The organism is Sulfurovum sp. TSL1 (assembly GCF_019972135.1).
GTDB lineage: Bacteria > Campylobacterota > Campylobacteria > Campylobacterales > Sulfurovaceae > Sulfurovum.
On sequence record NZ_BPFI01000001.1, the window covers coordinates 1,568,035 to 1,589,287 of the forward strand.

General features: G+C 41.3%; 21 protein-coding genes, 3 tRNA genes and 1 riboswitch. Of the genes, 7 read left to right on the forward strand and 17 right to left on the reverse strand.

Features of this window, described 5'->3' with window-relative positions; translation table 11 throughout:
* Positions 1-144 precede the first annotated feature (144 nt).
* Positions 145-1,161: an NAD(P)-binding domain-containing protein gene (locus tag LDM98_RS07675; protein ID WP_223898827.1), complete on the forward strand. Its 1,017-nt coding sequence runs from the start codon at positions 145-147 to the stop codon at positions 1,159-1,161.
* A gap of 208 nt (positions 1,162-1,369) precedes the next feature.
* Here LDM98_RS07675 and LDM98_RS07680 read toward each other — a convergent pair whose 3' ends face one another.
* From LDM98_RS07680 to LDM98_RS07700, 5 genes are read right to left on the reverse strand one after another with little or no spacing between them, the layout of a single operon-like run.
* Entirely contained in the window at positions 1,370-1,687 is a 318-nt protein-coding gene (locus LDM98_RS07680) for an NADH-ubiquinone oxidoreductase subunit E family protein (protein ID WP_223898829.1), read from the reverse strand.
* Between the two features lie 9 nt (positions 1,688-1,696).
* Positions 1,697-2,926, reverse strand: a complete 1,230-nt coding sequence (gene nuoD / locus LDM98_RS07685; protein ID WP_223898830.1) for an NADH dehydrogenase (quinone) subunit D — start codon at positions 2,924-2,926, stop codon at positions 1,697-1,699.
* Positions 2,927-2,934: 8 nt separating this feature from the next.
* On the reverse strand, positions 2,935-3,717 hold the full coding sequence (locus LDM98_RS07690) for an NADH-quinone oxidoreductase subunit C (RefSeq protein WP_223898831.1): 783 nt from the start codon (positions 3,715-3,717) through the stop codon (positions 2,935-2,937).
* Positions 3,717-4,259 (reverse strand): NADH-quinone oxidoreductase subunit B family protein, encoded by a 543-nt coding sequence (locus LDM98_RS07695; RefSeq protein ID WP_008244697.1) that lies wholly within the window; start codon positions 4,257-4,259, stop codon positions 3,717-3,719. Before LDM98_RS07695 ends, LDM98_RS07690 begins: the two co-directional genes overlap by 1 nt.
* Positions 4,241-4,630 (reverse strand): NAD(P)H-quinone oxidoreductase subunit 3, encoded by a 390-nt coding sequence (locus LDM98_RS07700; protein ID WP_223891825.1) that lies wholly within the window; start codon positions 4,628-4,630, stop codon positions 4,241-4,243. The genes LDM98_RS07695 and LDM98_RS07700 overlap by 19 nt, the downstream gene beginning before the upstream one ends.
* A gap of 284 nt (positions 4,631-4,914) precedes the next feature.
* On the opposite strand from LDM98_RS07700, the gene LDM98_RS07705 reads away from it, so the two are divergent.
* Complete coding sequence (locus tag LDM98_RS07705; RefSeq protein WP_223898832.1) at positions 4,915-5,328, forward strand: rhodanese-like domain-containing protein; 414 nt, start codon at positions 4,915-4,917, stop codon at positions 5,326-5,328.
* Positions 5,329-5,576: 248 nt separating this feature from the next.
* Here the strand turns inward: LDM98_RS07705 and LDM98_RS07710 are convergent, their stop codons facing one another.
* A complete protein-coding gene (locus LDM98_RS07710) occupies positions 5,577-7,310 on the reverse strand; it encodes an ATP-binding protein (RefSeq protein ID WP_223898833.1) in 1,734 nt (577 codons plus the stop codon).
* Positions 7,311-7,479: 169 nt separating this feature from the next.
* On the opposite strand from LDM98_RS07710, the gene LDM98_RS07715 reads away from it, so the two are divergent.
* The 3 genes from LDM98_RS07715 to LDM98_RS07725 all read left to right on the forward strand — a co-directional run bounded on the left by LDM98_RS07715 (position 7,480) and on the right by LDM98_RS07725 (position 11,649).
* Positions 7,480-9,306: an HPr family phosphocarrier protein gene (locus LDM98_RS07715; RefSeq protein ID WP_223898834.1), complete on the forward strand. Its 1,827-nt coding sequence runs from the start codon at positions 7,480-7,482 to the stop codon at positions 9,304-9,306.
* Positions 9,299-10,678 (forward strand): PTS transporter subunit EIIC, encoded by a 1,380-nt coding sequence (locus LDM98_RS07720; RefSeq protein WP_223898835.1) that lies wholly within the window; start codon positions 9,299-9,301, stop codon positions 10,676-10,678. Before LDM98_RS07715 ends, LDM98_RS07720 begins: the two co-directional genes overlap by 8 nt.
* Before the next feature lie 77 nt (positions 10,679-10,755).
* Positions 10,756-11,649, forward strand: a complete 894-nt coding sequence (locus tag LDM98_RS07725; protein ID WP_223898837.1) for a hypothetical protein — start codon at positions 10,756-10,758, stop codon at positions 11,647-11,649.
* A gap of 12 nt (positions 11,650-11,661) precedes the next feature.
* Here the strand turns inward: LDM98_RS07725 and LDM98_RS07730 are convergent, their stop codons facing one another.
* From LDM98_RS07730 to LDM98_RS07765, 8 genes are all read right to left on the reverse strand, one after another.
* A complete protein-coding gene (locus tag LDM98_RS07730) occupies positions 11,662-12,714 on the reverse strand; it encodes a HAMP domain-containing sensor histidine kinase (protein ID WP_223898839.1) in 1,053 nt (350 codons plus the stop codon).
* Positions 12,701-13,333, reverse strand: a complete 633-nt coding sequence (locus LDM98_RS07735) for a response regulator transcription factor (RefSeq protein ID WP_223898841.1) — start codon at positions 13,331-13,333, stop codon at positions 12,701-12,703. Before LDM98_RS07735 ends, LDM98_RS07730 begins: the two co-directional genes overlap by 14 nt.
* 142 nt (positions 13,334-13,475) lie before the next feature.
* A complete protein-coding gene (locus tag LDM98_RS07740) occupies positions 13,476-13,946 on the reverse strand; it encodes a PTS glucose transporter subunit IIA (RefSeq protein ID WP_223898842.1) in 471 nt (156 codons plus the stop codon).
* A 4-nt stretch (positions 13,947-13,950) separates the two neighbouring features.
* Positions 13,951-15,075 carry an N-acetylglucosamine-6-phosphate deacetylase gene (gene nagA, locus LDM98_RS07745; RefSeq protein WP_223898843.1) on the reverse strand — a complete coding sequence of 375 codons (1,125 nt, stop codon included), beginning with the start codon at positions 15,073-15,075 and terminating at the stop codon, positions 13,951-13,953.
* 37 nt (positions 15,076-15,112) lie between these two features.
* A complete protein-coding gene (locus LDM98_RS07750) occupies positions 15,113-16,657 on the reverse strand; it encodes a long-chain-fatty-acid--CoA ligase (protein WP_223898844.1) in 1,545 nt (514 codons plus the stop codon).
* Between the two features lies 1 nt (position 16,658).
* Entirely contained in the window at positions 16,659-16,820 is a 162-nt protein-coding gene (locus LDM98_RS07755) for a hypothetical protein (RefSeq protein WP_223898845.1), read from the reverse strand.
* A 40-nt stretch (positions 16,821-16,860) separates the two neighbouring features.
* Entirely contained in the window at positions 16,861-17,754 is an 894-nt protein-coding gene (gene nfo / locus LDM98_RS07760) for a deoxyribonuclease IV (protein ID WP_223898846.1), read from the reverse strand.
* A 9-nt stretch (positions 17,755-17,763) separates the two neighbouring features.
* Positions 17,764-18,252, reverse strand: a complete 489-nt coding sequence (locus LDM98_RS07765; protein WP_223898847.1) for a hypothetical protein — start codon at positions 18,250-18,252, stop codon at positions 17,764-17,766.
* A gap of 89 nt (positions 18,253-18,341) precedes the next feature.
* On the opposite strand from LDM98_RS07765, the gene LDM98_RS07770 reads away from it, so the two are divergent.
* Both LDM98_RS07770 and LDM98_RS07775 read left to right on the forward strand, forming a co-directional pair.
* Positions 18,342-18,416: transfer RNA gene (locus LDM98_RS07770), tRNA-Glu, on the forward strand.
* A 30-nt stretch (positions 18,417-18,446) separates the two neighbouring features.
* A tRNA-Glu gene (locus LDM98_RS07775) sits at positions 18,447-18,521 on the forward strand.
* 72 nt (positions 18,522-18,593) lie between these two features.
* On the opposite strand, the gene LDM98_RS07780 is transcribed toward LDM98_RS07775, so the two are convergent.
* The 3 genes from LDM98_RS07780 to LDM98_RS07790 all read right to left on the reverse strand — a co-directional run bounded on the left by LDM98_RS07780 (position 18,594) and on the right by LDM98_RS07790 (position 21,248).
* Entirely contained in the window at positions 18,594-20,507 is a 1,914-nt protein-coding gene (locus LDM98_RS07780; protein ID WP_223898849.1) for a bifunctional diguanylate cyclase/phosphodiesterase, read from the reverse strand.
* A gap of 37 nt (positions 20,508-20,544) precedes the next feature.
* Positions 20,545-20,645: riboswitch (cyclic di-GMP riboswitch) on the reverse strand.
* A gap of 182 nt (positions 20,646-20,827) precedes the next feature.
* Positions 20,828-20,903: transfer RNA gene (locus tag LDM98_RS07785), tRNA-Ala, on the reverse strand.
* 63 nt (positions 20,904-20,966) lie between these two features.
* Complete coding sequence (locus LDM98_RS07790) at positions 20,967-21,248, reverse strand: peptidylprolyl isomerase (protein WP_223898851.1); 282 nt, start codon at positions 21,246-21,248, stop codon at positions 20,967-20,969.
* Positions 21,249-21,253: the final 5 nt, after the last annotated feature.

The following is a 21,253-nucleotide window of genomic DNA, read 5'->3' on the forward strand; positions in this document are numbered from 1 at the left end:
TTTTTACTGCCTTATTCCCGTTTCTATTGTTACATATACTCACATCGTAGTACAACTTATGAAAATTATAAATTCCATATAGAGCTTTTCTTAATTGTCTATGTTACAATTCATATCAAAATAAAGTTTTATAAGGGTAAACACATGATTCATGAAAACGGAAAAATAGTAGACATCGCGATTATCGGTGCAGGGCCTGGCGGTATGGCAGCTGCTATCGAAGCAAAACTGGCTGGTATTGAGAACATTGTTGTCATTGACAAGGCGCCTCACCACAATGATATGATCCACAAGTTTTACAAAAAAGGTAAACGTGTAGATAAAGACTGGATGGGTATCAAATTTGAATTTACTGGTAACGTTACTTTTGAAGAGTGTTCTAAAGAAGAGTACATTGAGCAAATGGATAAAAAACTGACTGATGCTGGCGTACTTGACAAATTTGAGTATAACCATGAGATCATGAGAGTTGAAAAAGGTAAAGATGGTCTTTTCTCAATTATTTATGGTACTGACGGTGTAGATGAAGCGATGGAAACGTTGAAAGCTAGAAACGTTATCCTTTCAGTGGGTCGTATGGGTAAACCAAACAAACCTAAATATAAGTTCCCTAGAGAGCTTAAAGATGTTCTTAACTTCAACCTTTCAAAAGTTCAAAACGGTGAGCACGTCATGATTGTTGGTGGTGGTGACACTGCAGGTGAGTATGCTTATGGTCTAGTAGAGTTGGAAGGTATGGAAGATTGTGTGGTAACACTTAACTACCGAAAAGCAGAGATCACACGTATGAACCCAATCAATACTGAAATGTGTACAAAGTATCTTGACAATGGTAAAATTGTTAACAAAATGGGTGTAGATGTTGAGAGCGTAGAGCCTTCAGCCTCTGGTAAAATCCAAGTAAACTTTACTGATGGTTCGACTGGTGAGTATGACAGGGCTGTCTATGCACTCGGGGGAACGACTCCAAAAGATATCCTTGTAAACTCTGGTGTAAAAACTGGTGAGTGGGATGTACCTGTATACAATGAGTCAACATTTGAGACCAATGTAGAAGGTCTTTACACGATCGGTGACGTTGTAACCGATCAAGGTAGTATTGCACTTGCATTCAACCATGCGAGTGATGCAGTAAAAAATATCGCATCTAAACTAAAATAAATCCACGATACTGTGCTCTTTATTGAGCATAGTATGCATATATACTTACTTCAAGACTTTTTTAGAGTACATACGCAAACTTTTAATTTTCCACTTAACAATATTATACAGTATAGTTTGATTGATATTTTATGTTGAAGGATATGGATAGTAGGATCATATAACATCTTCACAAAAGTAAAGATGCTATTTATAAAATAACAGGGTTCTATTCGGCCTTTTCTTCTTCAGTCTCTTCTGCTTGGGCTTCAGCTTTTTCAGCCTCCATCTTTGCAGCTCTCTCCTGCTTTGTCGCTTCATCTACTTTTTTGACGACGATCGTCCAGTCCACTTCATTGAACTTAAGAGAATTCATCAAGTCATGGCCAGTAGCCTTTATGACATCTGCAGACTTTTGGATAGAAGTGTAATCCCCTACTTCAAAAAGGAAAATACCTACTTCTCCTACTTTCAATCCCTGATCAATAAGCTCAACCATTCTGTCATAGAAATCGTCTTTTAAATGTCTTAAATCGTATCTTTTCATGGTCTCTCCTTATCTGTCAACTTCACCGAATACGATGTTGGTAGAACCAATAATCGTAACGACGTCTGCAATGTATGTACCAACCAGAATCTCTTGAAGCAACCCGGTATGGAAGAAACTCGGTGCTCTACACTTCAATCTGTAGGCATATGGTTCACCTTCTGACTTGATGTAGAAACCAAGTTCACCTTTTGGGGATTCAGTCGGGCTATAGACTTCACCTTTAGGTGGTCTCATACCTTGAGTGACCAGTACAAAATGCTGCATCAATGCATAGTTTTGCGTCATGATCTCTTCTTTCGGTGCTGAGATATACTGTGGTGAATGTGCCATCAATTGTGGCTCTGTCTCTGCATACATAGGAATGAGCTGCCTGATGATCCTTGTGGATTGTCTGATCTCTTCCATATAGAGTCTATACCTTCCATAAGAGTCACATCTTTCACTCACAGGAACATCAAAGTCAAGCTCTGAATAGAGTTCATACGGCTCTTCTTTTCTGATATCGTACTTCACGCCGGAACCTCTAAGCATAGGACCTGTACATCCCCATGAAAGTGCATCTTCAGCAGAGATGACCCCTACATCTTCCAAACGCATTTTCCAGATACGGTTTTCTGTAAGCAGTGCCTCATAGGTATGTTCTACTTCATAGTCTACTTTGTCACAGAATGCTGCGATATTTTCAAGCCAGCCTGCAGGCAGATCTAGTGGCACACCACCGATACGTACTGCAGAGTGTGTCAATCTGGCACCACAATAGTCTTCCATGAGATCCATGGCAAATTCACGTTCACGGAATGCATAAAGGAAGACTGACATCGCACCGACATCCAAAGCATGTGTTGCGATAAAGAAGAGGTGTGAGATAACACGATTGAGTTCAAGCAACATGGTTCTAATGACCTGTGCTCTTCTTGGTGCCTCGATACCAAGAAGTTTTTCTACTGCCAATGCATAGGCATAGTTGTTTGAAGTTGAAGCGATATAGTCAAGTCTGTCTGTCGTTGGCAAGAATTCATTATATGTCATGTTCTCTGCCATCTTCTCGATACCTCTGTGAAGGTAACCGATATCCGGATAGGCTTTAACAACCTGTTCACCGTCGAGTTCGAGTACAAGTCTTAACTGACCGTGCGCCGAAGGGTGCTGAGGACCAAAGTTGATAACCATAGTATTGTCTTCACGCTCAAAATTGAGGTTCTCAAAAAATGGTGTTAATTTATTTGCTACTTGCATCGGCTCCCCTATTTTCTTTCGTCTAATTTCTTAGACGATTTTTTGTTATAGTTCACTAAGAATGTTTCACTATATTCAATGTCTTGTTCTTTTTCACCTTCAGAAATATCTGCACCGAACGGTACTTCATATCCTATTCTTGAGAAACGTTTTGTGTCGTGTCTGTCTACTTTTGCAGGATCTCTGTTTTCCGGTCCGATGATATCTCTATACTCTTTTCCGAAGATCTTATCGACTTCATACCATGAAGCGAACTCATCTCCATGTAAAGGATAGGTTTTAAGCAATGGATGCCCTTCCCAGTCATCAGGCATAATGATACGTTTAAGGAACGGATGATTGTTCACTTTGATCCCGAACATATCATACATTTCACGCTCTGCAAAGTTCGCAGATCTGAAAAGAGGTACAATGCTCTCGATCGCTTCACCCTGTTTAATACGGCATACCACTCTTACTCTTTTGGCTTCATTGACATTCAGAAGCTGGTAAAAAAGCTCAAACTCTCCGTCTTTTGCCAAATAGTCTACCGCTGATTGCTCAGAGCATTGTGTATATCCACATGCTTCTTTCAGTGTTTTAAGTACAGCAAAATTATTGGTCGCATCGATGTGTACGACAAGCTGTCCTAATTCTACATAAGACTCTTTTGCTTGTTCTCCCAATGCTTCAACTACTGAAGCAAAATGTGCATCTTCTACTTCACTTCTAGGTACACGCGGTGCCACCCAAAATCTATCTGTATAGTATGCTTTTCCCTGAACGTTGTCTTTTGGTACGTATTTTCTCATTAGATCAACCTCGCTCTTTTACCCGTTTGATTGGTTAAGTCTTGTTTTGTGTTCTTCTTCATGTCTGCAGACTCTTTACGGATCTTCTTTTGAAGCATCATCAGTGCATACTGAAGTGTTTCAGGTCTCGGTGCACATCCTGGAAGATAAATATCTACAGGGATGATACGGTCCACCCCTTGTACAGTGGCATACGTGTTGAACATACCGCCGGTATTTGCACATGACCCCATTGAGATCACCCATTTAGGCTCTGTCATTTGGTCATAGAGTCTTCTGGCGAACTCAGAGTGCTTTTTAGAGAGTGTTCCCGCGAGGATCATCACATCTGCCTGTCTTGGAGATGCCCTAAAGATCGTTCCCATTCTATCGAAGTCATAACGGGATGCTCCCGATGCCATCATTTCGATCGCACAACATGCGAGTCCATATGTGAGCGGCCAAAGTGAATTTGAACGCCCCCAGTTTACGAGTTTGTCTACCGAAGTCAGTGCTATCGGTAAGCCAGCTGAGCTGGCGTAGTTTACTTGATGCTGTGCCATTCAAGTGCTCCTTTTTTCCATGCATATACGAAACCAATCGTAAGTAGTAAGATAAATAGTATCATCTCAGCAAAACCGAACCAACCAAGTAATTTAAAGTCGATTGCCCAAGGGAACATAAAGATGATCTCTACATCGAACAAGATAAACAAAAGTGCTATCAGGTAAAACTGTGCAGAAATGGTGTTAGGCTGTTTGGTCACCTCTGGTCCACATTCGTATATACTTAATTTTAATCTTTCCGTATCCAGTCTTGCAAATTTTCTACTAACGAAACGTGCAGCCCATAGCGTTGCCGGGAACGCCACTGCTGTCAACGCGAATAAAACAAATACACCGAAATACGGATGTTCTGTAATTACATGAGTCATGTTAATCCCTTTAATTTCATAAATTCTCTTTGAAAACAAGCAAAGCCCGTTTTCAATTCCTCTCACTGAAGTGCACTTTAGGCTTAAGTTTTCACCTGCTTTTTCCAGTAGAGAAATTCCTTTAGAATATTAGCTTCATATTATCTAAAAGATGATTAAAAGATTTTGGGAGTGCTCAATCCTACCTATGATTACGCTTTAGTATGTAACGAGATGTAACGATGCATAAAGAAAATAGCGCTACAATATCAAATAAAATTATAATAACTATAAGGAAAGACAAGGTGACTCTTTTTAAAAACCCTATGAATGTACTCTACTGGATCGCCATGGCAGGCCTGGTTTTTTGGTTTGCCTACTCAAAAGGGTGGATATTTGCCAACTTTGAATCCATCGATGCCAAACAGGCCATCTATCTGCTGGAAAATGACGATAACGTAACACTGCTTGATGTAAGAACCATAGAGGAGTATAAAAGCGGCCACCTCAGAGATGCGACACTCATTCCCGTACAGGCACTCAGTCAAAATCTGGGAATGCTCAAACAAGATAAAGATAAAAAGATCATTGTCTATTGCAGAACGGGAAGCAGAAGTGTGACTGCCTCACGCATATTAGAAAAGAACGGCTTTACCCCGCTGAATGTCAAAGGCGGGATCATCAAACTGATCGGTGCAGGTGCAGATTTAGTCAAATAGTACGACTAACCGTCTCCCTACTGTAATTCTAAAACTTTTTAGCAATGTGACTTAGTGAATATTTTAATAGAATTTTCATTGGAATCTTTAAAATTATCTAGTTGTTCATTTAACTCTTCAGGAAGCTTTATTTCTTTTACTTCAGGGGACTTTTCAAGTATAAATCTCCTACCCAATATATTAATATGACAAGTGATCATATATTTGTTTCCGTATGTCAGGATGAAGACAAATCAGGCTACTGGTGTTTAAACTTTAAAGCCCATACTTTTTGCCCCTTCAAAGCTCGAACCAAGCTCTTTCTCGATCTCTTCAAGGAAGTCCTGATTGCCAAATACACTCTCTTCACGTACCGCTACTTTATAGGCTGTGTTTTTGATGATAAGATTGATCTGACCGCCGGTGAGTTCGTATTTGGAAAGTTCTGCCATATCAAATCCCTCTTCATAATCCGCATTTTCGGGAAGCATGAACTGCCACAATCTGAGACGCTGTTTTCTCCCCGGTTTTTTAAATTCGATCTTGTAATTGAAACGCCTTGAAAACGCTTTATCGATGTTACCCAGCAAATTGGTCGTAGCGATCAGTATACCGTCAAATTTTTCTATCTGTTCGAGAAAGATATTTTGCATTTGGTTATGCATTTTATCTGCCGAACTTCCTGTCCCTTCGCTTCTTGCACTCAAAAATTGATCGGCTTCATTGAGCAGTAAGATAGGATCTACTTTTGCTTTGGTACGCAACTCTTTAAAATCATCAAATATCCTACGTACATTCTTTTCACTCTCCCCTACATACATAGAGAGGATCTTGGAACAGTCAAATGAGAGTATGGGGCGCTTGAGTGTTTTAGCCAGACTCATCGCGGTCATTGTTTTCCCTGTTCCTGCGGGACCGTAGAAAATGATACGTGCATCAATACCTTTACGTTTGTCTTTGATCCCCCACTCTCTGAGCTTTTTAAACACCTCTTTGTCAACCTGTTTGACAACGTTTTGTAATGTCTCTCTTGTCTTAGGATGCAGTACCACATCATCTAGAGTGGTTGTAGGTTTTAGGTACTCGAAAAGCTCTTGTTCCTGTACCAGTGCATCCAACTTGAGCTTGGTGACCTTTTTGCTTTTTTTAGGATGTATGATACGCTGCATCACCTCTTCTTGCAGATAAAAAGAACGGCTTACCCCACCAAACATATTCAGTATCTCTTCATAATCGATGATATCCTCCGAGATGAGTTTTGCTCCATCTTCGAGCAGCGCACGGTTCTTTATCTTTTCGTACTCGTCAAAACTGATGAGCTCTATCAGCGTGTTCATATCCCTGAATTGTCCTTCTCCTCCGCTGTACTCTTCTTTAAGCAGTGCCAGGAATATCCTTTTTTCTTTTTCATCCAGCTCTTTTTCTTTAAAGAACTCTTCGACAACGATAGGTGTTTCTGTCATTTTGACACGCTCTTCTATACGCGTTGTCAAAAGTGTCAATTTATTTTTCAATCGTCCTATACTCAGTGAATTGTCTGCAAAGCCCTGTTTGAATGTAGCGATCTTATGTAAAAGCGACACCATGTCAAACTGATCCTGAAGATACTCGAGGTGGTCCGTGTACGGTTTGACTTCCGGGAGGAAGATCTCCAATGACCCCTCTTCCAGCAGACGCAACAGAGAGATACTTGGTGTCACAGAAGTACTGAGCAGTTCCAGCGTGGATGCTTCATGTGCTTTGACCTGCCCGAAACTCACTTGGATCATCCATCCCAGGTCCAAAAGATTTTTGACCAATCCGAGTTTTTCCAGATAGACATACCCCTCTGATGAAAAATTCTCCTGCAGCATCTCCAGCACAGAGACTTCTTCCAGCCCTGCCACGTAACGTTTACAGATATACTGGACTAAAGATGCTTCTTCTATCGTACATTTCAAATGTTCAAAGATCAATGTCTTCTTCACATCTTTTGTTTCAATAAAGTCAATAAGGTATTTCAATATGTGTTCCTCATAGTTAATAATTTGAGTATAACAAATATTTGCTATACTTTGAGTAATACATTCAACGTGCAAAAAAGGAGAGCAGATGGATACAGCCTTGACAATGACTCCAACATTTTCTATAGTCATGGCTGAACCTGTCTGTTCAAAAGATACAAAATAAACGATGTTCCTGTTTAAAAACCTCTTCTCGAAACCTCTCTCTGTACAACTTACCGTCACCTCAAATAACGGATTTCATCTCAGACCCGTTGCACAATTTGCTTCGTTGGCCAAATCATTCTCCTGTCAGATCACTGCGACCTTTAACAACAAAAGTGTCGACAGCAAAAGTGTCAATACCTTACTTTCACTCTCTTTGGAAAAAGGAGATACTTTCACACTGGTTGTGCAAGGCAGAAAGGCAGATGAAGCCCTTGAGGCACTGCAACGTCTTTTTATAACACTGATGCAAAATGACAAAGAGATCAAACAGATAGACAAAACCACATACAGTTATGAAGGTTCTGTCATAGAAGGAGAGATCATTTCTGAGGGTATTGCCATTGCTCCTGCCTACACCTATCATACGACAGAGGTACAGCATCAAAGCGAGATGGACTTTAATGCCGCTCTCTCTAAAAGTATAGAGGAACTGGAAACACTGTATCACGACAAAGAAAAGGATGAAAATGCCTCTATCTACCTTGCACAAAAAGAACTTCTGATCTCTCTGGGTACACACTGTCACACTTTGAGTGAACTTGAGGAAAAAGTTGAAGAGGAGTCCAGAAACCTTGCAGGCACCAAACTGGATGCCAAAATAAGTGATTATCAAGATATACTTCAACGTGTCAAAAAACATTTGGGACTGGAGATACAGGTCTCTTTCCCGGACAAACCTTTTATATTACTATGCAAGGATCTGCTCCCCAGCGAAATAGACCAGCTGCAGCAAACAAACGTTGGAGGGGTGATCTTAAAAGAGACTTCTATTCACTCACATACAGCTATTTTACTCCGTGCTGCGGGCATCTGTTCTCTTATTGCAGACACCCAAGACTATGCCGAAGGAGAGAGTGTCATACTCGATGCACAGGCTGGCGTGATCGTTCAAGCCCCCAGTGCTCATGATCTGCAAAAAGCAAGGGAACAGTTGGAACAAGCGAATGTACAAAAAGCACTCTCTGCTACAAAACGTTTTGAAGCGGCCATCACACAAAAAGGCAGACCTATCAAAGTGTTTGCCAATGTAGCAGATCTAAGCACAGCAAAAGCAGCTAAAGAAGAGGGGGCGGAAGGGATAGGTCTTTTGCGTTCAGAATTCTTATTTAAGGAGGTCAAACCCTCTTTAGAAACACAGCAAAAAGCCTACAAAGAGATCTTTGAACTCTTTGTAGATATCACGGTACGTACTTTGGATGTAGGCGGAGACAAAGCCCTGCCTTATATCCATCTACCTGCTGAGAACAACCCTTTTTTAGGTGTACGCGGTGTACGTCTATTCCGTATACATCCTGAAATTCTGGAAGAACAACTACATGCGATCTTCCTGGCTGCAGGAGATAAACCTATCAAGATCATGTTCCCTATGATCAGCTCTGTGGAAGAGTTCATGCAAACAAAATCCTTTGCACAGCATGTAGCCCGAAAATACCAACTTGACATTTCACACCTTCAATTTGGCATGATGATAGAAGTGCCGTCGGTACTTTTCTTACTGGAATCATTGAATGATGTCGTAGATTTCTACTCCATCGGTACCAATGACCTTACACAGTATCTTTTTGCCATTGAGCGGACCCATCCGCTGCTCAAAGCGGATGAACTCTCGCCGGCACTGTTTTCTGCCATTGAGCTCATTCTTGATACCGCAACCAAACCGGTCAGTATCTGCGGTGAACTGGCGGCAAACAAACATGCCATACCCAAACTTTTAAACCTAGGGATGGAGACGCTCAGTGTTTCACCCAAAAGTATCGCACAAACAAAAGAGGAGATAAGAGATGTTTAATTTACTTCAACGCATAGGGAAGGCACTGATGACCCCTATTGCAGTCCTCCCTGTGGCTGCACTTCTGCTTCGTTTGGGTTTTGGTGATATCTTTGACGGCCAAATAGCCCTGATCATGAAGAGTGCGGGAGAGGCGATCTTTTCTCATCTTGATCTCCTTTTTGGTATAGGAATTGCCTATGGACTGGCTAAGAACAATGATGGTGCCGCAGCACTCTCAGGTGCGATAGGAGTACTTATCGCCAAAGCAGTCTATCTCAGTATTGACAAAGAGGTGAACATGGGTGTCTTTGTAGGTATCATCATCGGTGTACTTGCCGGTACACTCTATAACCGCTATCATGACATCAAACTGCCGGAATTTTTAGGCTTCTTTGGGGGGAAACGTTTTGTACCTATCGTTACTGCTGTTGCTGCCATAGGCGTCGGTGTGCTTGCCGGATACTTCTGGCACTTTGCGCAAAGCGGTATCGATGCATTTTCAAATACCATCATAGGATTGCATGAGACAGGGACCTTCATCTACGGCACACTCAACCGTCTGCTTATCCCTTTGGGACTGCACCATATACTCAATTCTGTGTTCTGGTTCCAGCTGGGGGAGTACACCTATCTCAAAGAGGGCGTGGAAGTGGTGGCCAATGGGGACCTCCATCGTTTTTTTGCCGGTGATAAAACTGCAGGGGTCTATATGTCTGGGTTTTATCTCATCATGATGTTCGGTCTGCCTGCCATGGCCTATGCCATCTACCTGAATACCCCGAAACGCCACCGTAAAAAAGTCGGAGCTATTTTGGCGGGTGTGGCCTTTACCTCATTTCTCACAGGGATCACAGAGCCTCTGGAGTTCCTCTTTTTGTTCGTGGCCCCTCCGCTCTTTGTTTTACATGCACTACTGACCGGTCTGGCACTGGCAACGGCACAGATGTTGGACATTCATGCAGGATTCGGGTTTTCGGCAGGCTTCATAGATTACGTGATCAACTATAAACTTGCTACAAACCCACTGCTTCTCCTCCCTTTGGGAGCAGTGTTCTCACTTCTCTATTTTGTCACTTCCTACTACACGATCAAACGCTTTAAACTCAATATCTTTGAAGAGATGATAGAAGAGCAAACAGTCGAATCGGATGAGGAGACGAAAGCATTTATTGCTGCTTTGGGAGGGGAAGAAAATATTATTCATACCGATGCATGTATCACCAGATTGCGTATGCAGGTACATGATAGCTCGTTGCTTAGTGATGATGCCCTGATACGTTTAGGTGCAAAAGGTGTCATTCGTCCGGATAGACGCAGTGTCCAAGTGGTATTGGGGACGAAAGCAGAGCGTGTCGCTGAGAAGATAAAAGCATTCTTACGAAGAAGGTAACGATTTGTTAAGATTGCATTAGCCATGTATTAACTTATACGCATTATACTTATAGAAAAAACCTTCAGGATATATCTATGCGTACAGTTGTCTTGTTCTTCTTCTTAGTACTACTGAGCGGCTGTTCTTTGAGCAGACTGTATGTTCCGGGGGAGATCAATAAAGTCACTGTGGTAGAGTATACGCCCTATATGAAACACCACCGTGCATACTTCACAAGAACCGAATTGGAAACGATCAAAGAGGATCAGAAATACCTCTATCTTTATGATAAAAAAAAGAAGCACCTTGGCATACTGCTGCATCGTAAAAACGAATATATACTCTACAATCTCAGCAAACCGGAACAAACTGCACTTACGCTGCACACCGATCCAAAGACAAGCTATAGCGATGTCCTTAAAAGTTTGAAGCGCCAGGGATTTGCGCCCGTGGATTCTTTATATGCTGTGGGGGTGATCGCATCTGTGGCTCCGAGAAGATACAAAGGGGTCAAAACACTTTTGGTTGAAGTTCAAGACTATTCACATCTCCAGGACCTCTACCAACAGGCCATTAAAAGATACAATGCCGATGGGGTCAAAAGTATTCAAACAAAGCTGCCAAAACAGCTGATCTATGCGTATTATAGACGCTATGAAAAACGGGCCCGCACACGCAAACAATTGGCACAGTTGCAGATCATCGCCCAAAAACTGCAGATCAAAACACGAGAGGAGATCTATACGTATTATTTACATGAGGCACCTCTTGATGCATTGTCTGCGTATCTTTCACAAAAGGAGACGAGAGGTTCACTCTCAGCCCGTCAATACACGCTATTAAAAAGAAGAAAAAAATTCTTACAAGAGGAAAAACTCTTCCATGAAGGATCGCTTGAAGATCTCATCGCTGCCTACAAGATCAACAAAGACCCAAAATACAAAAAACGTATCCTGTCACTCATCAAGGAGAAACAGAAAAATCAATAGGTTCACTGCCAACTATTTGGTAAAGAGCACATTGTAAAGATTCAATTCGATCTTTGTCCCTTTATTTTTCTTACTGTGTATCTTGATAGGTACGGTTAACTCATCACACAGTTTTTTCACAATGTGCAATCCTATCCCTATACCTCTGTCCTGTTCTTTATAATATCTATCAAACACTTTGGAAGGATGTTTGATACCCTTTCCTGTGTCCTGTATCGTTAAACTGCTCCCTTGCAATACAATATTTACCTCCCCATTGGCACTGTTATATTTACCGGCATTGCTTAAAAGGTTGTCCAAAATACGGGTAAACGCATCTTTGTTTGTCTCTAAGACCGTTTTATCTATAGTCATCTTATATTGCACATCAGGGTAGAGTACTTCAAAGTAATGTACCCGGTCCTGTACCAGCTCTTTCAGTGAAAATCTTTCTGATTGTGCCGGAACCCCCTTGAGAAAAATACGCAGATTATCCTGTAAGGAGAGGATACTTTGGATGTTGTTTTCAAGTCTCCGTATTTTTTGATTGTCCCCTATCTCTCTTTTAAAAATTTTTAAGTTGATAAGCATAGAACTGATAGGTGTATTGAAGTCATGAAGAATATCTTTGACGAACTCTTCATTGATGCGAAGTGCTCTTTGCAGTGGCATCAGTGAATAGATAGAGAAAAGAAGAGAAACAAATGCAGCGAAGACAGAGTAGAACAAAAACTTTCCATACAGTTTATTGGCCAACTTTTCCACCCTTAGTATATAATTTTCTTTTGAGTACATGACTTTCATCAAATACTTTTCCGATGTCGGCACCTTGAAATAGCTATAAAAACCACCATCCTGATACAGAATGTTTTCTTCTTTGTTTTCATCCTTGTCCACAAAGTCTGTGGTGAGTCCTGCACACTGTAAGGAAAAGGCACACAGTTTCATCTCTATATGGATTTTATCTTCTATCTCTACCTTTTTAATTTGATATTCATTCCAAAAATTAATCGCCAGCAATACCTCTAAAAGTATCAGGAATATCAAAAAACTTTTGAAAAATGATTCACGCTCATACCTTTTCAATCATATACCCCTTCCCACGTATATTTTTGATCTCTATGCCTAATTTATTCTTTAATTTTGCAAGATTTACACGTAGCGCGTTGGCGGTAGGCTGTTCTAAAAAATCCATCAGTCTGTAACTCTCTACAATTTTATTTTGTGATGTCATCAATGCATGAAAAATATTTTGCTGTACCTCGCCAAGACCTATGGTTTGTCCTGCTTTTTGCAGTACTCTTGTCACCGGATTATACGTAATATCATTCAGAGAAAGCAGTTCATCCTCTTGTTGGTATTTTCGTTTAATGCGTATCAGCAGTTCTTCGGGGTCAAAAGGTTTTTTGATATAGTCTTCCGCTCCTATAGCAAAACCTTTGGAGATGGAGTTGATGTCAGTAAGTGCAGTGATATAAATCGCAGGTGTTTCATCTCCAGCATCTTTGAGTGCTGAGAGCACATCAAACCCATCGACCTCGGGTACATTCACATCTAAAATGTACAGGTCATACTTGTGGGTAAACGTAAGGTCAAATACTTCGGGTCCGCGATGTGCCACATCTATATGATACCCTTCCAGTTCCAGGAACTCTTTCAGGCTATCGCATAAAATCTGGTCATCTTCAAGTAATAGTATTCTCATAATATTAGAGTATACAACCAGTAATATTAATTAAATATTATATAAAACTATTTCTTTTTTTTAGGCATTTTGAGCACAATGAGAAATGCAACCAAAATCAAACCGTAGATCACATAATAATAGATATTGTCATTCATTGGCATTAGTTCACCTCCATAATGATATCTTGGCTTTTTACGATATTCAATCGTTTATCGATACTTTTCACATCACTCTCCTCAGAAATGATCACCGGCGTGATGATATCTTTGGCATGCTCACGAATGTAGGACAGGTCAACACGGATAATAGGATCTCCTGCTTTCACCTCGTCTCCTTCGTTGGCAAGGCGTTCAAAACCTTTGCCTTCAAGTGCCACAGTCTCCAAACCGATGTGTACCATGACCTCTAGATCTTTTGTACTTTTAATGCTATAGGCATGGTTCGTAGAAAATATTTTTGTGATCTTCCCGTCTATGGGAGCACTGAACACATCTGACATAGGGATGATCGCTACACCGTCACCTACAAGTTTTTGTGAAAAGACATCATCCTGCACACTTTCAAGTGCTACGACCTGTCCATCAACAGGTGACTTTATCTCTCTTATTTTACGTTTTAAAAATCCGAACATCTCTCTACCTTCTATACTTTACTTCACCGTTCACTAGGGTTGATATGATACTGAAATTTTCATCAAAGATGACTATATCTGCATCATAGCCTTCCCGTAATTCACCTTTAGGTATCCCCATTTTTCTCGCAGGACTCTTTGTCACCGCATTGATGATCTCGACAAGGTCCATAGAGGTATGTTCCTTCATATTTGACAATGCTTCATTCATCTTCAGTACAGAACCCGCAAGCGTACCGTCTTCAAGTACCGCCTTGCCTTCACTGACCTCAACACGCTGTCCACCCAGATCATAGATGCCGCATTTCATACAACCTGCCCGCATCGCATCGGTAATAAGAATAAGCTTCTCCTTTTTGATCTTCTGTACCAGTTCAAGTGTCGACGGGTGGGTATGTACCAGGTCGGCGATCATGTCACAGGTCACATCCGAGTCAAGTACGGCACCTACGATGCCGGGTTTTCTATGATGATAAGGGTTCATGGCATTAAAGAGATGGGTGGCATGAGAGATACCCCAGGCAAAACTCTCCCGGCTCTCTTCATAACTTGCATCAGAATGCCCGATACTGAGGATAATATGAGGATACTCATTTGTCAACTGCTTTACAAAATGCTCACTACCCTCTATTTCAGGTGCCAGTGTGATCATTTTTACTTCGTTCATATAGTTTTCTATCAGTGCCATGTTCGGTGGTTGAACATAGGCTTTGTCTTGTGCACCATGTTTCTCTGCATTGATAAAGGGACCTTCAAGATGAATGCCAATCAGCTTCGCACCGCTGACCCTATCGCCATGCAGCTGTATGTTTTGTAAAGCCTTGTCAATAGCCCTACTTGACATTGTCATGGTCGTGGCCAAAAACGAAGTGGTCCCTGTTTGAAGCAGGGTCGAAGAGATCGTTTCCAAGGCATCCGGTGTAGCATCCATCACATCTGCGCCACCGCTTCCATGTATATGCAGATCGATAAAGCCTGCACTGATGTAAGCACCCTTGGCATCGATCGTTTCAATACCTGTAAGATCTGCTTCTTCTACGATATTGACGATCTTATGATCAAACAAAAGTACCTTATCTTCGACGATCTTGTCATCATGCAATATCTTTCCATTGAGGATGGCTTTCATTATGTTCTTTTACCTCACCTTATTTTTTGTACAGTGATCACACATCACTTGCTAGACACTCTTTGAGTGCTCTTTTCAGTACTTTACCCGTGGCATTTTTAGGGAGTGCCTGAATCAGATGGATCTGTCTGGGTATTTTATAATTTGCCAGGTGTTCTCTCATATATTTTTTTAACCCCTCTTCATCAAGCTTCTCTACACCCTCTTCAAGTTCTATATAGACGACAGGGACTTCACCATGCTTCTCATCAAGCATGCCGATCACTGCCGATGCACCTACTCCCTCAAACCTGTCTATGACCTCTTCTACCTCACGGGGATAGATATTGATGCCTTTTGAAATAATGAGATCTTTTTTTCTATCTACGATAAACAGAAACCCTTCCTCATCCATATATCCTACGTCACCCGTAAGCAGCCACCCGTTAATGATGGTCTCATCGGTCGCGGTAGGACGGTTCAAATACCCCTGCATCACATTATCACCTTTGACAATGATATCTCCGACAGTTCCATGATGCACCTCATTCAACTCTTGATCCACGATCTTTATCTCATACCCATAGAGTGCCGTACCTACGGATCCCGCTTTTTGTTTTTTTAACGTATTCATACTGACAGCAGGGCTTGCTTCGCTCAGTCCGTACCCTTCCAGCAGCGCTGCCCGTTTAAATTTCTTTGCCATCGCATCCAGTGTTTTAGGCTGCAGCGCTGCTGCCCCTGATATAAATGCACGTACATGGTTAAACCACATAAAATACCATGGAAGTTTCGCTTTGGCTAAAGCATTATAGACATCGGGAATACCAAAAAAGAGTGTCACCCGTTTTAACAGCGTCTGTTTAAAGATGTTGGAAAAAGGCTGTATCGATTTGATGATCACGATACTCATGCCTACATACAGAGGAAGCATCACAGCGATGGAAAATGTGAAAGAGTGGAACATGGGAAGAAATACGATCCCCCTGTCTCTGGGTGTCACATCAATGTGCCTCATCCCGGAACTTCCGTTTGAAAAGAGGTTCTTATGGCTTAACATCGCCCCTTTGGGTTTTCCTGTTGTACCTGAAGTATAAATGATCACTGCTGTATCTTCCAAGGCAGTATCTGTATGGGCTACAGACAGGTCTGTTTTTAATGCTTCATCAAAAGTGTAGTGTTGTTCTCCCCGGACACGCTTCTCCCCTTCCCAAACCAGTAACCTACATACGTGACCTGCTTTAGAGCTGTTGACAACTTTCTCGTGGAGTGCAGATGCTACAAGAACCGATGCCCCGCTGTCTTCTAAAATATACGTCAGTTCCTCTTCTTTCAAAAAGGTGTTGATCGGTACGACAACCGCCCCTAGTTTTGAAGCGGCAAAGATCGTATAGATGAACTCCGGAGAGTTACGTAAAAAAAATGCGATCTTGTCACCCTTTTTTACCCCTTTGTGCGCAAAAAAAGCAGCCAACTTGTCTGCAGCTGTTAAAATATCGCTATAGGTGATTTTCTCTTTATCCACAAAGAGTGCAACTTTCTTGCCCCGTTTTCTTGCCTGAAAGGTGATCAGTTCATAAAAGTTGCTAAACTTGTAATCCATCTTAATACTCGTAAGATATACCCATCGAGGTTAAGAATGCACCACCTTCGGAAAACCCATCAACATTTGCAAGTACCGGGTTCATTGACTGCTCGGGGAACGTATACCCGACTGCCATCACCACCGGACCTGTGATCACACCTAGTGCCAAACCTTTCAGCATTTCCCCATCCTTTTTTCTGCCTCTTACAAACATGATATATTTATGCTTCGACCAACCCGTAAAGTGCAGTGATCTCCTGCGCCCAGATCGATTCATCGATCGTCTCCAGGACAAGGGGTATGTCATCCATACGCGGGTCATTCATAATGAATTTAAAAGCATCCCATCCGATCTCTCCCTGACCTAACGAGTCATGCCTGTCCACTCTTGAACCCAACTTCGGTTTGGAATCATTGATATGCATACCCATAAGATACTCTCTTCCTACGACTTTATCAAAACTGCTCCATGTTTCATCATAGGTCTCTCTCGTACGGATATCATATCCTGCTGTGAACATATGACAGGTATCGATACAAACGCCTACCCGGCTTTTATTCTCTACCTTATCTATGATGTGTGCCAAATGTTCAAACTTATACCCAAGATTGGATCCCTGTCCTGCGGTATTTTCTATGACCAGTTTGACATTGGAATCTTTTGTCGCTTCTATGGCTCTATTTAAGGATTCTGCTATCACATCAAGACACTGCAGCTCTGCGTGCATGAGCTTGTCATGGTATTCAGGGTCTTTTTTAGGGATCTTAGTCAAATGCGATCCCGGGTGGAAATTAAGCCTGTCAAGCCCCAGGATACGGCAACGTTCCAACTCATCAATAAAGGCATCTCTTGATTTTTCGAGTTTGTCTGCTTCAGGATGTCCCAGATTGATAAGGTAAGAGTCATGCGGTAAAATGTGTTTAGGCAAGATACCAGAAGCCTCAAGATTTTGATGAAATGCATCTATCGTTTTTGTCTCTAAGGATTTTGCAACCCATTGTCTTTGGTTTTTCGTAAAAAGTGCAAAGGCTTTCGCTCCTATGGCCATTGCATTGAGTGGTGCATTATCTACACCTCCGCTTGCACTTACATGTGCACCGACATATTTTGTCATCGTTGTACCTTAATATTGTTTTTTCACTTGTATAAGTATAGAATTGATTGTATCACGGAAAATAATCTGCTTGTTTAAAACACTATAATCGATGTTGTATTTATCTTCTTTTACGATCTTCTGTGTAAACCCGTCACCCTTTTTTTCTAATCCGGTACCGTTCAACAGAGGTCTACCTCTAAATATATTGTCCAGTATATCATCCGGGTACATAGCACTGAGCACTTCTTTGTTAAAGGCACGTTTCCCCATACATTCCAACAGACTCATACATACTGAAGTCCCGGATATCTCCAGAGACATGAGTGGATGCCCACTGCTGTAGATCTCGATTTTCAACGCCTCTTCATTCTCATAGATGAACCCCATATCTGCATACTTAAAGGTAGGGGTTTTAAATATGATGTAGGCAGAATTTTGTTGTACATACTCTTTAGATGCACAGCCACTCAAAAGAAAAGCCGTAATAAAAATCCAAACGGTTCTTTTAAAATCCATATTTTTTTCCTTATTTTAGATAAATTATATCCTATCTTAAGAGATTTTTAAGCGCCCTATCTATATAATGCCATCCACAAGTTACAGATGGCCCCATCGTCTAGCGGTTAGGATCCATGGTTTTCATCCATGTTACCGGAGTTCGAGTCTCCGTGGGGTCACCATTTTTAACTTGTAATCTATCAACATTATGTGGCCCCATCGTCTAGCGGTTAGGATCCATGGTTTTCATCCATGTTACCGGAGTTCGAGTCTCCGTGGGGTCACCATCCATTTAATTAACCCTATACTGTTCTATTGTATACAAAATCCCATTGAATAAACATCAGGTAAGCCTTAACCTATATCATAGCGATGAAATCATCAACACTACTCAAAGTTTTCCTATGGATTGCCTCCAGGAAGAGTCTTTCAAATGCCTCATCAATCACTGGTCCTGAGAAATAATACCCCTGTAAAATATCGCATTTTTGATCTACAAGAAACTTGCGCTGTTCTTCATTCTCAATCCCCTCGGCAACGATCTTCAACTTGAGGTTTTTAGCGATGGTAAAGATCGTTTCAACAAAACATTTGTCTTCACCCTCTTCAAGATGATGCAATTCAGAGATAAACGACTTGTCGATCTTGATCTCATTGATAGGTAACTGTCGAAGATAACTTAAAGAGGAGTACCCTGTTCCAAAGTCATCCATTGAAAAACGAATACCGTAATTTTGAAGGATCTTCATGTTTTTGATCAGTTTTGTGATATCTTCTGCAACGGAAGTCTCTGTGATCTCAAAGACGATCTTTGAGCGTTGTTCTTTGCTAAGATAGGTGTCACAAAGATGTTTCACATCATTGATAAAATGATAATGAAAAAGCTGTCTCATGCTGACGTTAATAGACATCTGTTGCAACAAAATACCCTTTTCTTCCCATTCTTTCAATGTGAGAAATGCCTCTTTTAATATATAAAATCCCAACTCTATAATGAACCCCGTTTTTTCCGAGATCGGTATAAATTCAGTCGGAGTGACCTCTCCCAATGTTTCGTTATCCCAACGGGAAAGGACTTCACAACCGATAATTTCATTCTCCGCATTGTACTGTGGCTGGTAGGTCAATGTTATTTCATTGTTTTGAAGCGAGAAATGCAATAAACGTTCTATCTCAAGTTTCCATTCGACATGCTTTGCAAGTGTCTCATTGAAGAAGATAATGCCGTTTCTTCCCTTCCCTTTGGCCTCATACATGGCGATGTCCGCTTCTTTGATAAAATTACCGGCTTCCATCTTCGGGTCACTGATAATACTCACACCGATACTCGCACTGATATATAAATAATGCTCTTCTATATGGTAACTTTCTCTGATCAATGCCAGTAACTCCTCTGCAAACTGAGAGGCATGATGAAGACACTCCTGCTCAGTTGCGAAGGAAGTACTCAGAACACAAAACTCATCTCCGCCAAGACGGGATACAAAATTGTGGTGCTGTTTACTCAAAGCGCGCATACGGTCTGCTGCCTGACAAAGCAGCATATCTCCGATATCATGGCCCAAAGTATCATTAATGGTCTTAAAATGATCAAGATCGATCAATAACAGATAAATATGTTGATGATCGTGTTTTTGGCTTTTCATAGCGTCATTCAAAAGTTCGATAAAATAGCGTCTGTTCCCGAGTGTCGTCAAAGCATCATGATAAGCCTGGAATTGACTTTTAATGAGATAATTAAAGGTATTGTGCGCGGCATAGAGCAAAACACCGCCTAAAACGATCGTAAAAAAAGCCAATAGATAGCTGTAAAACTCACCTACCAGGATAAAATAGATGGTCAAAGGCAGCATCAGTGTGACCAGAGTAAACAGAGCGAGCTTTTTTTGTGAAGCCAAAATGGTTGCCGAAACAACTGTAACGCCCAATTGTGTTGCTATGGCTACATAATGTAATTCTATATCATTGCGTGATGTATAGATCAGAAACATGATCGTCCAAACAGAGAAATAACTGAATAGAAAGTATCTCAGCTGCCCAAGCCATTGTTCTTTTTGCTGCATGTTAAGATCATGCTCTAAGAAACTCCTATGTAATCTATATCCCCAATATGAGAGTACCAATACAAAAGAAAACCATAAAAGTTCAGGAAGAAACGAATAAGAGTAGAGCCACCCCATATACAGATACCCCATGCCGGTACCGACAAACAGTGCGATCACCACAAGTATCTGTTTGTGCATAAAATCATAAAAGTGCATATTGTCGAGCATGGCATACCTTGAAATAGTTCTTAAGTTGTTCTACTGATTGTGTGACCTGGCGATCTTTTCATTCGCTATATGACATAATAGCATTCAAGACCCATGGCTTTCTGACCCCATCTCACGACAGGTGTAGCATGTTTACAAAAGTATCATGTATTATAAATCATTTACATTAATTTAATATGACAATTCTAAACATAATGCATTATATTTACTTATGCTGTTTTTAGTGTATCAAAAAGGTTACACCGAATCCATATACGTATGATCTATTTTAGCATATTTATAGATGTTCGGAAAGTGCAGTTGGATGATTCCATGAAGTTTGGTGGAGCATAACGGGATCGAACCGATGACCTCTTCGCTGCCAGCGAAGCGCTCTCCCAGCTGAGCTAATGCCCCAAAGATGTGAACATAGGATTCTAGCACAAGATAGGTATATTTTACCTATCTTGTGCAGAGTTTTTACGCACGTTCTGTTATTTCAAGCAGATGGTACCCAAATTGTGTTTTCACAGGACCGTGTACTTTACCCACCTCATCGTTAAAAACGACTCTGTCGAACTCCGGTACCATTTGTCCCTGGCCAAATCTTCCAAGATCTCCGCCTCTTGCACCTGAAGGGCAAGTGGAATTCTGCTTTGCTGCATCTTCAAAGGTGATCTCCCCTGCATTTATCTTCTCTTTGAGGCTCTTACAGAGTGCTTCGTCATTGACCAATATGTGTCTTGCTGATGCTGTTGCCATTTTCT